Raw genomic sequence first — 14,253 nt, 5'->3', positions numbered from 1 at the left:
TGGACTTCTTTTAGACATTAGAAAAACTCCCATCATTGTAGTAGTAGAAGTTTTTATTTTTTCTACTGTCTACTATGATGGGAGCATATCAAAATACACTGGACGACTTTTTGCTGTGGATAGTAAATAATTGATGTATCTGACCTGAATACTAACTATAATTAAATATAGTGTAACTTTTGATTAGGAGGGATTAAGAATGGAGAGGATCATTAACTTTGCACATCGGGGTGCATCTGCTGTGTGTCCTGAGAACACGATGTCGTCTTTTACTAAAGGGCTTGAATTAGGTGCGAGCGGCATTGAAACGGATGTTCAGATGACGAAGGATGGACAACTGGTCTTGATTCATGATGAATCTGTTCAACGGACAACGGATGGCAAGGGTTTTGTGAAAGATATGAATTTTGATGAGCTCTCTATGTATGATGCTGGCTCTTGGTTTGGACATTCTTTTAAGAGCGAACGCATCCCATTATTAGAAGAATTGTTAGATCTTCTACGTGAGCGAGACACGATACTCAATATCGAATTGAAGAATGGTATCTTCATGTACCCAGGGATGGAAAAAAAGGTGATTGATCTTGTGCGTCAGTTCGGCATGACGGAACGAGTCATACTTTCTAGCTTTAACCACTATTCTCTAGTTCACTGCAAATCGATTGCGCCCGAGATTCGAACAGGCATTCTATATATGGAAGGACTATACCGTCCTTGGAATTATGCTGTATCCGTTGGAGCAGAAACGCTTCATGCGAATCATCTTACTGTACGTCCAGAACTTGTTGTGGAAGCAGAGAAACATGGCATCACGTATCTTCCGTTCACAGCAAATTCTCCTGATCGAATGAAGACTCTAATCCATGCAGGAGTATCAGGAATGATTACGGATTATCCTGATGTATTAGATAAGATTCTATCCAATAGAAGCGTATGATCGGGTGAAAACGACAGGGTGGCTATGATACTAATTTCTTCTGGTTCGCTACATACCAAGGAAGTAGAAAGATTATTCTGTGTAAGGGGATTGGAATAATTTGAATTTGACGTTATAATCTTTAAATAGGACAACAAATGTGGTTTACTAAGTATGGAACATACGAAGGAGAGAATAATGATGTCAACTAAAGTACTTATTTTTGGACACAAGAATCCAGACACAGATACCATATGCTCAGCTATTGCTTATGCTGAATTAAAGAAAGCGATAGGTGTAGATGCAGAGCCCGTACGTCTAGGTAATGTGAATGGGGAAACACAATATGCTTTGGATTATTTCAAAGTAACTGCACCTCGTCTTGTAGAGACCGTATCTAATGAGGTAGCTGAAGTCATATTAGTCGATCATAACGAAAGCCAGCAAAGTGCGAATGATATTGATCAGGTTCGTGTTGTTGAAGTCATTGATCATCACCGGATTGCTAATTTCGAGACGAGTCATCCCCTATATTATCGTGCAGAGCCAGTAGGTTGCACAGCGACTATTCTTAACAAGATCTATAAGGAAAAGGGCGTGGCTATTCAGAAGGAGATCGCAGGATTGATGTTATCCGCTATTATTTCTGATTCTCTATTATTGAAATCACCAACATGTACAGAAGAAGATGTGGTTGCAGCTAAAGAATTAGCTGATATTGCTGGTGTGGACTTGTATAGTTATGGATTAAAAATGCTAAAGGCTGGTGCTGATCTGAGTGATAAGACGATTAGTGAGTTGATCTCATTAGATGCAAAGGAATTCCAAATGGGTAATGCCAAAGTAGAAATTGCCCAAGTGAATGCCGTGGATATCAATGATGTATTGGTTCGTCAAGCTGAGCTGGAATTGGCGTTGACTCAGGTTGTAGCAGATAAAGGACTAGATCTATTCGTATTTGTCGTGACGGATATCCTTAACAACGATTCAGTTGCGTTGGTACTTGGTAAAGAGACTCATGCCGTTGAGCGAGCTTATAATGTTCAATTAGTTGATAATAAAGTCTTGTTAAAAGGTGTCGTATCCCGTAAATCACAGATTGTTCCAGTGTTAACGGAAGTCTTGAAGACACTTAGCTAAGACTTCTGCTCAGATCACGGAATATTAAGATTCAATTAAGTAGGATCATATTTGCTGCTGTTTCGAATAGTAAAAATACCCCCATCAAATAGTAATTTGATGGGGGTATTTTTCATGAAATATTATGTGTAAAGGAGTCTGTTATAAAGTTAAAGCATAAGGTAGTCGTAATATTTCAACCCTAAATTCGCATCATTACCACCTCAAAAAGTGGGAATAAGTCTTGTAGAATAAAGAGTGTAAATAGAAACATTCTCGAAAGGGGTTAAGAAAATGAAAAGAGTTAAACGTTACACGGTATTGTTGCTAGTAATCATGTTAGTCGCTGCTCTAGCAGCTTGCGGAGGAAATAACACCGCTAACAGCCCTAAGAACAACACACCAACTACTGAACCAGTTGAAGAGACTAAAACACCTGATGAAGTGAAAGAACCAGCTGAAAAGATTGAACTTTCCTTCTGGTCGTTGGGAACGACAAACTATGAGGATCTTGCTAAGGAATATACCAAAGAGCATCCGAACGTTACAATCAAATTTCAAAATACATCAGATCAAACAGCACATCACAACAATCTGACAACATCGTTATCCGCGGATTCAGGTGCTCCTGACATCTTCATGCTAGAGATTGGCTTCATGGAGCGTTTCATTAACGCCCAGGATAAGTTTTATAACCTAAATGATTTAGGAGCCAAAGATATTGCAGCTAACTATCTAGATTGGAAATGGAAACAAGCATCATCTATCGATGGAAGCTTCCAAATTGGTCTACCTACGGATATTGGACCAACAGTTGTATACTATCGTACAGATCTTGCTGAGGCAGCGGGGTTACCCGTTGATCCTGCAGAATTCGGAGCAACAATTGATACTTGGGATAAATTCGCAACCGTGGCTAAAGACTTTAAAGAAAAAACAGGAAAGCCATTTGCTGACTTGACGGATCTCGTATACAACGCACTTCGTGATCAATCGGCAGATCAGATTTACTTCAACAAAGACGATGGTACATTTATTGGAGACACCAATCCACAAGTCAAGAAAGCTTTTGACTATACAGTGAAAGGTATTCAAGAAGGATGGATCGGTAACACTTTGCTATGGTCTCCTGAATGGGGTCAAGCAATGACGGATGGTGGATTTGGGGTTATATTGGGCCCTGCATGGATGGCGGGAAACATTAAGAGTAATGCGCCAACTTCAACAGGTAAATGGAAAATCGCTCAATTACCAGAAGGTGCTGGTAACTGGGGTGGATCATTCTTGACAATACCTAAAGAAGGCAAACATCCGAAAGAAGCTTATGAATTTATCGCTTGGTTAGATAGTCAAGCAAGCCAACTCGAATCATTCAAAGCAAGTGGGTTGATGCCTTCTATTCCTGCACTTTATACAGATGCAGCCTTTACAGGATTCCAAGATGAATTCTTCGGAGGTCAAGCAACAGCAGTTGAATATGGTAAAGCAGCAGAACGCGTTAAGCCCGTTTATTACGGTCCATTGCATGACCAAACAGATACATTCTTCAAGGATGCACTTAAGAATGTGTTAGAGAAGAAAGCTGATCCAGCTAAAGAGTGGGATGCGGCGATCAAAAAAGCGAAGACATTGGCAGAACGTAGCTAGAATCTTCTTCCTGCAATCCGTTTAACAAACCATTCAAATTCGCAGGAAGGGACACTTCTTGCGAATTTGGATTTATAAATCATTCCATGGAGGTGCCTCATGGCAGAACCAGTCACAGTTCGTCCATCTACCAGTGTCAAGAAGCCTTTTCTAACAGAGCAACGAAGAAGTCGTATTACGGCCTACACGTTTATTTCACCTTTTTTTATTCTGTTTTCTATATTTGGGCTTTATCCGATTTTATTCACGTTCTACCTATCGTTCTTTAAATGGGATGCATTAGGTCCTATGAAGTATGTTGGTATAAAGAATTATGACTTGATCATCAGTGATCCGACCTTTTGGATCTCATTTAGCAATACGCTCATCATGGGTGTAATGGGGACAGTTCCACAGTTAATTATCGCTCTTTTTGTTGCGGTCATTCTCAATTCAACTCTGACAAATTTCAAGAAATCATTCCGTATTCTTTATTTCATGCCGAATATTACGTCAATCGTTGCTGTAGCACTCGTGTTCAGTACGATGTTCGGTAACAATGGGATGATTAATTGGCTTCTTAACGGCCTAGGATTAGAGAATATAGCGTTTAACTCTGGATGGTGGGGCGTTAAGATTGCGATTTCTACGATGGTGATGTGGCGTTGGACAGGATACAATGCCATCATCTTTCTATCAGGTCTTCAAAGTATTCCAACAGACTTATATGAGGCTGCTAAGATTGATGGAGCGAATAGAAGCCAACAGCTAATGTTCATAACGTTACCCTTATTGAAACCTTTTATTGTTTTTGTAACATTATTATCGACGATTGGATCACTTCAATTATTTACCGAGCCATATGTATTCCTTGGACAATCAGGAACAGGTTCTACGCGTGAGGAAGGTGTCACCATGGTTACCTATTTGTATAGTGAAGCATTCCGTAATGGATTCTTTGGTACAGCTGCTGCAACGGCAGTTATGTTGTTCTTAATCACCATTGTTTTCTCCGTTCTGAATATGGTCATATCCAGTCGATTGGGTGGAGATACAGGAGGGGATACAGCATGAGCTCATTGAATACGATGACAACAAAGAGAGCTAATTCAGGTGTCTTTAGTAAAATACTATATTATGTGTTACTCATCGCTGGGGCATTAGTATCTATCTTTCCGTTCTATTGGATGTTTGTTATAGCTACCAATGATCGTGGGGCGGTCTTCCACATCCCGCCTCTGTTAACGATCGGAGATCAATTTTTCAATAATTTCGAACGGGTATTAGAGAAATCTGATTTCTTCAGGGCATTAGGGAATTCATTATTTGTTTCTTCGATAGTTACTATTTCTGTCGTATTTTTTTGTACACTTGCTGGATATGCCTTTGCGAAATACGATTTCCCTTTCAAAAGGGTGCTGTTCTATTGTGTTATCGCGACCCTATTCGTTCCCACTCAATTAAGTGTTCTTCCGACGTATATCATTATGGCTAAACTACATTGGATTGATAGCTATAAAGCACTCATCGTACCTTCTATGGTTAATGCATTCGGTATATTCTGGATGAGACAATATATATCGACTGCTGTGCACTCGGAATTAATTGAAGCGGGTCGTATCGATGGAGGCGGACATTTTCGGATTTTCTGGAATATCGCTATTCCAGTGATAACACCAGCGATGGCAACACTAGCGATACTTAATTTCATGAACGTATGGAATGACTTCTTCTGGCCACTAGTTGTTCTGAAGAATAAAGAGAATTATACGATACAGATTGCATTGCAGCAGTTATTCTCGAACCGTGATGGTCTGGATTATGGCATGATTATGTCAGCAACTTTTACGGCTACACTACCTTTATTAATTGTTTTTCTTTTCTTTAGCAGATACTTCATTGCAGGTCTAACATCAGGGGCGATAAAGAGCTGATTTATAATCATTTTATATTATGCAAGGAAATAGAAGCGCAATGAAGAATAATAGACGTAAGATACAACAGGAGGAAGTGAATAAATGAAACTCCGTCGTAAAATTTTGCTCGCTATTATTCTTCTTGTGTTTATTCCTGTGATCGTAATGGGAGCCATATCATATTATAATTTCTCGAATGCGATGGAGAAGAAATCAAGTCATTTCTATTGGATTTCTCTACTGGAGACAGATCGTAAATTAAAGTACGCTCTTAGTGAAATTACTGCCATCTCTAATACAGCAATTACACAGCCAAACCGTGCAATTCAACCCGCTCTAAAGCAACAAGATATGATCATGACTTATGATCGCAAACAGGAAATCAGTATCACGCATCCTATGATTTCTTCTTTTAGCCTATATAGTAATGATAGGTTAATCTATCATTATAATGAGCCTTTGTCTTTCGACAATATGAAGAAGAAAGTATGGTACGAACCGATGAAGGAAGCTGAGGGACAACCTGTGTGGTTTGGACCCGGAGAGAGCGGTACGTTAGAACAAGGAAATCCAGTCCTCATTCATGCCCGGGTAATTAAAGATTATTATTCTTTAGAGAATATAGGCTCTCTCGTTATTTATGTTAAACCAGATATATTAGAGCAAGTCTTTTGGGAGACAGCCACGCTGAAAAGCGGGGACATTTTGCTTGTGAATAAACAAGGAAACATCGTTTTTAACAAAGCAGGTGGGCAAGTGGGTGAACATATAGAATTCCCCTTTTTGGCGAGTGGATACTCGAATGAAAAGGGGTATTACATTGATGATTATCGAGATGAAAAGTCTCTAATTACGTTCTTACCATCCTATAATGAACAATGGTATTTGGTTGCAATTACACCGATGAACCTAATTCGATCTGAATCGGACTCTATTCGTAATGTTGCCGTTATGTTAGGTCTGTTTTCATTAGTATCAGCTTTTTGGTTTGATCATTTTTTCATAAGTAAACTAGTTCGAAGTATCATTAGTGCAGTTAATGGAATGAAACGGGTACAACAAGGCATATTTATGCCCATTCTTTCGCATACAAAAAGTGATGATGAAAGAGACTTATTGATCGATGGATTTAATCGAATGAGTACGCAAATTAATGAATTGATATTGCAGGTGGAAACCGAGCAAGGTCGTAAGAAGGAAGCAGAGTTACAGGCATTAGTGGCTCAAATCAATCCGCATTTTATATATAATTCATTAGAATCTATTAATTCTATGGCTATATTGCAGGGCAATAAGGATATAAGTAAGATGGTCATCTCCTTGGGTAAATTGCTAAGAATTAGTATCAATGAGAATCAAGAGTTAATTCCAATACATATGGAGCTTGAGCATGTACGACATTATTTGAATATCCAGAAATTCCGCTTCGAGGATCAATTTGATTACAGTATTGATTTTCCTGAATCTATGAAATATTTCAAGACGCAGAAATTGATCGTTCAACCGATAGTCGAGAATGCATTATATCATGCAATTGAGCCTATGGAGAGCAAAGGGTATATTACGATTCGAGCTCATGAGACAGAGAAAGATATATTGATTGATGTTATAGATAATGGACCTGGTTTTGATCAGTCTACATTGATGAATCTTTGGAATGCGGATTCCACAGGCCAGAGGAAATACCGTAATAATGGTGTAGGACTAAAGAATGTTCATGAACGCTTAGTCATTCTATTCGGTAGCCCTTATGGTATTCTGATTTGTTCTTCTCCGGCATACGGTTCGACGATTAGAATTCGTATTCCAAAGATTACTACCTAAATAGTCACATATACTGGAGAGGAGGAGTTATTGTGAGGCGATTTATGAACTGGGGATGGATCATTCTATATACGATTCTTCTGATTGTAACGGTTATATTTATTACTGTTGAAGAAGATTTCCCCGTCGATGATGATACTACGACAGAGAAGATTACATTGACCTTTCGTCATTTCTGGATCCAGGAGCATGATCGGCATGTACTAAATATTTTTGAAGATATCGTGCAGACCTATCAATTATCGCATCCGAACGTGAAGGTTAATTTTGATGGAATGGATCAAACGGTTCATCGAGAACAACAATTAAAGAGTGAAATGGTCATAGGATCACCACCTGATATGTTTGTATTGTTTGGTGGTGCGGAAATCGAACCATATATCCGTGCGAATCGGTTGATGGATTTAACGGATTTCGTAATGGATCATAATCTAAAGGAACAGTTTAAAGATCTTAATTTATGGATGGAGAATGAGCATATTTACGGTTTACCCATTGAAGGGAATGCCGAGCCGTTATATGTAAACTCAGAGATATTCGAGAAGGTGGGGCTTCAAATGCCGCGAACACTTAATCAACTAAATGAAGCGGTTCGAGTGTTGAAGCAACATGGATATATCCCTTTTGCATTAGGGAACGAGGAGCGCTGGCCCGCTGGGATATTTGCTCATTATCTTTTGGATCGGTTTTCTAACCCCGATTTAATTAATATGCTCGTGCAGGGTGAAGAGGATATTGGATTTAACAATAAAGATTATTTGCAAGCGTTTGAGCAATTAGAGTCTTGGGTCGATGAGGAAGTATTTGGTCCTACACCTAATAAACTGTCTACGGAAGAAGCAGTGCATCTTTTCACCCATGGAAAGGCTGCTATGTATTTGAATGGAAATTGGGATATTACGTTATTTCAAAATGAGGATGCCCCTCCAGATTTTCAGAACAAGGTGAGTGTTATTCCATTCCCATCGGTATATGCAGAAGGAAAACAATCCATGGCTGGAGGATATACGATTGGTATCGGATTATCCTCGAACTTAACAGACGCCAAAAAAGAAGCTGCACTTGAATTAATGAAAGCTTTCTATACAGAGGAAGTTCAGACAAGGATTGTGTATGAGGGATTAAGGATACCTTCTATGCGGATCAAATTTGATTCTGAGAAGACAGGGCCTATATTCACGCAAATGATTACTGTGATGGAGGAGAGTCAAACAAGCTTTGTGCCATATGATAATGTCTTGTCACCAGAAGTGAAGTGGTCATTCTTACGTGTCATTGAAGAAATTATCGATGGTAAAATAAAGGCAAAGGAAGCCCTAGATCAGCTTGATGCTTCGTCCGTGCAATATTGGAGTTTAAGGAAAAGTGCTATTGGCAATTAATCTTAGGGGGGTTAGATGAAATGGTTACAATAGGAAAGAAGTATAAGGTCATTCTAGTGGATGATGAACCACTGATCTTACGTAGTCTAAAAGTAGCCATTCCCTGGGATGCTCTCAACCTTGAAGTCGTAGGAGAAGCGAGAAATGGGGAAGGGGCACTTCGTTTAATTAAAGAAACCTCACCTAATATGATTATTAGTGATATTCGAATGCCTGGTATTGACGGGATATCTTTAATGCAGGAAGTTTCAGCGAATAATCCCAAGCTCATTTTTATAATCATTAGTGGGTATGGAGAATTCGAATATGCGCGCGAAGCACTAAGACAGGGAGCGTTCGATTATTTATTGAAACCGATAGATCATGATGAGCTGGCGGAGATGCTTAGACGGGCAAGTGAAGAGTTGGATTCGCGAATTCAAAATGACCAATTAATTGATGATGTCCAAACATTATCGTTAATGGCCCGGGAGCGAATGTATTCAGAGCTTATTGAAGGAAATCAAAGAACACTTCATCATCTGAATTGGATGGAAAGTGATGAATTGGATCAAGATTACTACATGGCTGTTGTAAAACTTGATCAATACTTGTTATTAAATGGTCGCTGGACGAACGAAGAGAAGCGATTGTGGCTGTTTGCTATCCGAAATATTCTGGAGGAATGGTCACAGCAGAATAAAGGGATGACCGTATTTCCTTTTCATAGTGGAGAATGGGTTGTCTTATTCACTAACACATGGAACGATAACTTAATTTCAATAGGTGAAGATATCATTCTACACATTAAAAAGTACTCTAAGCTAAGTTGTTTCGTAGGCATTAGTAGAATTACGAATGGTATTGATCAGCTAAGCTCTTCATATCAAAGTGCAACCAGAGCATTGTATCAACGCTTTTATTCAGAGAATGAAGGGGTATTCATTGATACGGATTCAATTAAGTATCTTGCGAGAGATCAAGAGGTTAAATATCCGAAGCATCTTGAAATAGCTATTCTACAATGTATCCGTACACTTGATGTGGAACGTATGCTTTCGTACTTCGATGAGGTAAAGACATATATAGAAGAATATTCGTTGACAAAGGATATTGCAGAACGAATGATTGTGGAAATGACGGTTGTGCTGTATAGGCAGTTTGAATACTCGAATTTCTTAGTGGATGGATCACTAGGTGGATTGATTCAAAGGCTTCATGAGTTGGCAACGCTTCATGAGATGATTCGCGAAATAAAGGGAACCTTTGAGAAGAGATTGAGAGAGAATAAGGTAAGTAAATCTAAAGAGGATATTCAAATGAACGTGGATAAAGCTAAAAAGTATATTAAAAATAACTATCATAAGGAGTTAAGTATTGAAGAGTTATCGGAGTTAGTAGATTTGAGTGTAGGACATTTTTGTATGATATTTAAACAAGTTTCGGGATATACCTTTTTGGAGTATTTAACCAAGTGTAGAATGGATAAGGCAAAGTATATTTTGAAGAATACAAGTGTGAAGGTGTACCAAATTGCGCCACTTGTCGGTTATCAGGATCCTAAATATTTCACACAAGTATTTAAGAAGACGACAGGCAAGACACCGTCCGACTTTCGTGATGAGACGGTAAATGGATAGTTTATAATAGAATGAACGTACTAAAGCAAATGGAATTATTAATCTTATGGGTGGAGTAGGTTCCATATTGTATAATGTTCATCAGTCAGCACAAACGTACAACTATATTTTTACAAGTCGTGTTAAATGTGCATGCTATATTTGCAAAAGAATAAATACTCGTTAGAATAAAGAGTAGAATACGATGAATGTAATCAAGGAGGAATAACACAATGGAAAGAATTCAAACAGAAGAACAGTTCCGTCAATTGACACAAGGTGATGAGCTGACCGTCATTAAATATGATGCAACATGGTGTCCAGATTGTAAGACATTAGATAAATTTATGGATCCTATTATTGAAAAAAACCAGGATAAACGATTCTTTGCACTAGATGTTGAGCAGTTACCTGATATTTCCGAAGAGAACGATGTTCGTGGCATTCCGAGTCTATTAGTGTATCGAAATGGTGAGAAACTAGCACACCTTCATAGTAAATTTGCTAAGACACCTACTCAAATTACAGAATACTTAGAGTGCATTAAATAAAGAGTAGTAGGAGGAATAGCCCATGACACAACCATCGATATGCGGATATATTGATCATACGATTCTAAAGGCTGATGCGAAGAAGGAAGATATTCAGACTTTAGCAGAAGAAGCCAAGGTTCATCGATTTGCATCTGTATGTGTTAACCCAGCGTGGGTTGCTGTAGCCCATGAAGTGTTAAAAGATACGCCTGATGTCAAAGTATGTACCGTGATTGGATTCCCTCTAGGTGCTTCAACTCCTGAAGTGAAGGCATTCGAAACGACCAATGCGATTGCGAATGGAGCAGGCGAAATAGATATGGTGATTAATATCGGTGCGCTAAAAGGCCATGATGATGCACTCGTAACACGCGATATTAAAGCAGTTGTTGAAGCAGCTCGTGGACAAGCGTTAACAAAAGTTATTATTGAAACATGTTTACTGACAGATGAAGAGAAGGTTCGTGCATGTAAGTTAGCGGTTGAAGCGGGTGCAGACTTCGTTAAGACATCCACAGGATTTTCTACAGGTGGGGCAACGAGAGAAGACATTGCATTAATGCGTGCGACGGTTGGTCCTGATATCGGCGTAAAAGCTTCTGGTGGTGTTCGAAGTGCTGAAGATGCGTTGATCATGATCGCGGCAGGAGCTACCCGAATCGGAACAAGTGGTGGCGTAGCGATTGCGGCTGGGAAGCAATCGCGAGAAAGCTATTAAGCAAGCACATTCCTTGTTTCAACAATAGTTGTGTAAAAGAGAGACGGATAGTCAAGCCAAGTACGTTAGGGCTGGACTATCCGTCTTTTGATATGCAATTAAAAATAAACAGTACACAAATGAATATAAATGAACTACAATGAACCTATTCGAACGTTTACATTATAAAATATGATGAATTGAAAGTGAGGATTTTATAATTATGGAAAATCGCTATGTATCTCATCCCAACGATGTAAAGGTATTTAATACACATCGCTTACGTGAGGAATTTCTGATTGATCATTTATTTACAGCAGATGAACTGGTAACTGTATACACACATGTGGATCGTTTTATTGTAGGTTCAGCAGTACCTGCTACGAAGGATATCAAGTTAGAAGTCAATCTTAAGGATATCGGATCAGATTACTTCCTAGAGCGCCGTGAGATTGGTATTATTAACGTGGGAAGTAAAGGTCTTGTAACGCTTGACGGTATGGAGTATGAAGTGGATTCGAAAGAATGTCTATATGTTGGACTTGGTGTAAAAGAAGTTGTATTTAAGAAGGATGGCGGAGCTCGTTTCTATTTCAACTCAGCGCCTGCCCATAAGGCATATCCGACGAAGAAATCAACACAGGAAGAAGCTACTCCTGCTCATATGGGGAGTATCAACACATCTAACGAACGGACGATCTACAAATATATCCATCCAGACGGCATTCAAAGTTGCCAGCTTGTTATGGGGATGACAGAATTAGATCCAGGTAATATGTGGAATACGATGCCAAGCCATACACATAACCGACGTTCTGAAATATACTTGTATTTTAATTTACCTGAAGATGGGGTAGTATTCCATATGATGGGTCAACCGGATGAAACGCGGCACTTGGTTGTTAGAAATGAGCAAGCTATTATCTCGCCAAGCTGGTCTATTCACAGTGGTGTAGGAACATGTAACTATACATTTATTTGGGGAATGGCTGGAGAGAACCAAACCTTCAATGATATGGATGCAGTAGCTATGCAAGATCTGCGTTAATTGATATAGAAAGCGATGAAACTTTATGAGTCCTTTGAAACGACATGAAAAAATTATGGAGGTCCTGATCTCGGACCAAGAAGTTACGGTTGTAGCATTGAGTGAAATGTTACAGGTAACGGGTAAAACGGTTCGTGACGATCTCGCCAAGCTGGAGAGTATGGGTTTACTGATAAGAGTCCATGGTGGAGCAATATTAGCTCAGAATGATCAGTATGGGATTTTAACTAATAAAGGTGTGACAGACAAGAATAGTTCAGAGAAAGCTCAAATTGCTAGTCGTGTACTTAAATACATCGAACCTGGCGATATTATTGCTCTTGATGGTGGTAGTACAACGTTAGAAATTGCTAAGCGTCTAGACAATCAACCATTGACGGTGATTACGAATGATCTATTCATTATCAATGAATTGACACGGAAAGATCAGATTCTGCTTGTCGTTCCTGGCGGATCGCGCGTGCGTAACGTATTAGTAAGTGAGGATGCTCCGCTTATGATTTCAGAACTGAATATTCACAAAGCATTTGTTTCGGCAACAGCAGTAGATCCTGAGTTCGGATTATCGATTTATACCGGGGATTTGGTTCCTTTTAAAAAAGCGCTAATTGAAACGGCTCAGCAGGTGTATTGTGTCGTTGATCATATTAAATTTGGTCAATTTGCACTTAGAACGTTCGCGACATGTTCCGATTTGGACGCGATTATTACAGATGATGGTATCTCCGAAGAGATGTGTAAGAGATTTAGTGAATATGGTATTACACTAGATTATAAATCATAGGAGGAACAATACATGGATTTATTCGATTTAACAGGTAAAGTAGCTGTCGTTACAGGAGGTGGAAGTGGTCTTGGTCAAGGAATAGCGGTCGGGCTGGCAGAAGCTGGTGCAGATATTGTCTCAATTTCTTATACAGATAGTGATGAGACGATACAAATTGTTGAAGCTCTGGGACGCAAAGCCCATCAAATTAAAGTTGATCTTAGTGATGAAACGGTGCTGGATAGTGTCTTTAATGAAGCGCTAGGCATCTTCGGAAAAGTAGATATTTTGGTTAATAATGCAGGGATTATTCGACGCGTACCAGCAGTAGATCACCCAGCGAAAGATTGGCATGATGTCATGAGCCTGAACTTGAACAGCGTATTCTTCCTGTGTCAATTAGCGGGTCGTCATATGATGGAACGCGGTAGTGGTAAGATTATCAATATAGCTTCTATGCTAACATACCAAGGTGGAATTAACGTTCCAGGATACACAGCGAGTAAGCACGCAGTTGCAGGAATTACAAAGGCATTCGCAAATGAGTGGGCATCTAAGGGTATCCAGATCAATGCGATTGCACCGGGTTATATGGCAACAGACAATACTACTGCTATTCGTGCTGATGAGGATCGCTCGAGAGATATTCTAGCTCGTATTCCTGCATCACGTTGGGGAACGCCAGCTGATCTGAAAGGTCCGGCTGTATTCCTAGCATCCAATGCTTCAGACTACTTGAACGGTCATGTCGTTTGTGTAGACGGTGGATGGATGGCACGTTAAGGGGAGGATTATCTTCCCTCAGAAATAATATGCTATAGCTTAAAT

13 protein-coding genes are annotated in these 14,253 nt (G+C 39.4%); all 13 read left to right on the top strand.

Annotation, left to right across the window (positions count from 1 at the left end; all coding sequences use genetic code 11):
- Positions 1–199: 199 nt before the first annotated feature.
- On the top strand, positions 200–937 hold the full coding sequence (locus tag ACH8E3_RS13595; protein ID WP_458633180.1) for a glycerophosphodiester phosphodiesterase: 738 nt from the start codon (positions 200–202) through the stop codon (positions 935–937).
- A 180-nt stretch (positions 938–1,117) separates the two neighbouring features.
- Positions 1,118–2,056, top strand: a complete 939-nt coding sequence (locus tag ACH8E3_RS13590) for a manganese-dependent inorganic pyrophosphatase (protein WP_458633182.1) — start codon at positions 1,118–1,120, stop codon at positions 2,054–2,056.
- A 273-nt stretch (positions 2,057–2,329) separates the two neighbouring features.
- Complete coding sequence (locus ACH8E3_RS13585) at positions 2,330–3,682, top strand: ABC transporter substrate-binding protein (protein ID WP_458633179.1); 1,353 nt, start codon at positions 2,330–2,332, stop codon at positions 3,680–3,682.
- Positions 3,683–3,781: 99 nt separating this feature from the next.
- Positions 3,782–4,735 carry a carbohydrate ABC transporter permease gene (locus tag ACH8E3_RS13580; protein WP_458633178.1) on the top strand — a complete coding sequence of 318 codons (954 nt, stop codon included), beginning with the start codon at positions 3,782–3,784 and terminating at the stop codon, positions 4,733–4,735.
- A complete protein-coding gene (locus tag ACH8E3_RS13575) occupies positions 4,732–5,595 on the top strand; it encodes a carbohydrate ABC transporter permease (RefSeq protein ID WP_458633177.1) in 864 nt (287 codons plus the stop codon). Before ACH8E3_RS13580 ends, ACH8E3_RS13575 begins: the two co-directional genes overlap by 4 nt.
- 84 nt (positions 5,596–5,679) lie before the next feature.
- Complete coding sequence (locus ACH8E3_RS13570; protein ID WP_458633176.1) at positions 5,680–7,401, top strand: cache domain-containing sensor histidine kinase; 1,722 nt, start codon at positions 5,680–5,682, stop codon at positions 7,399–7,401.
- Between the two features lie 32 nt (positions 7,402–7,433).
- Complete coding sequence (locus tag ACH8E3_RS13565) at positions 7,434–8,783, top strand: ABC transporter substrate-binding protein (RefSeq protein ID WP_458633175.1); 1,350 nt, start codon at positions 7,434–7,436, stop codon at positions 8,781–8,783.
- Between the two features lie 20 nt (positions 8,784–8,803).
- Positions 8,804–10,402 carry a response regulator gene (locus ACH8E3_RS13560; protein ID WP_458633174.1) on the top strand — a complete coding sequence of 533 codons (1,599 nt, stop codon included), beginning with the start codon at positions 8,804–8,806 and terminating at the stop codon, positions 10,400–10,402.
- Positions 10,403–10,614: 212 nt separating this feature from the next.
- Positions 10,615–10,932, top strand: coding sequence for a thioredoxin family protein (locus ACH8E3_RS13555; RefSeq protein WP_458633173.1), 318 nt, complete (start codon positions 10,615–10,617; stop codon positions 10,930–10,932).
- A gap of 22 nt (positions 10,933–10,954) precedes the next feature.
- Complete coding sequence (gene deoC / locus ACH8E3_RS13550) at positions 10,955–11,632, top strand: deoxyribose-phosphate aldolase (protein WP_458633172.1); 678 nt, start codon at positions 10,955–10,957, stop codon at positions 11,630–11,632.
- A 202-nt stretch (positions 11,633–11,834) separates the two neighbouring features.
- Entirely contained in the window at positions 11,835–12,659 is an 825-nt protein-coding gene (kduI, locus tag ACH8E3_RS13545) for a 5-dehydro-4-deoxy-D-glucuronate isomerase (protein ID WP_458633171.1), read from the top strand.
- 25 nt (positions 12,660–12,684) lie between these two features.
- Positions 12,685–13,443 (top strand): DeoR/GlpR family DNA-binding transcription regulator, encoded by a 759-nt coding sequence (locus ACH8E3_RS13540; RefSeq protein WP_458633170.1) that lies wholly within the window; start codon positions 12,685–12,687, stop codon positions 13,441–13,443.
- A gap of 12 nt (positions 13,444–13,455) precedes the next feature.
- On the top strand, positions 13,456–14,208 hold the full coding sequence (kduD, locus tag ACH8E3_RS13535) for a 2-dehydro-3-deoxy-D-gluconate 5-dehydrogenase KduD (protein ID WP_458633169.1): 753 nt from the start codon (positions 13,456–13,458) through the stop codon (positions 14,206–14,208).
- Positions 14,209–14,253: the final 45 nt, after the last annotated feature.

It is taken from the genome of Paenibacillus sp. CMAA1364 (genome assembly GCF_054373195.1).
This window is presented reverse-complemented; position numbering and strand designations above follow the sequence as displayed.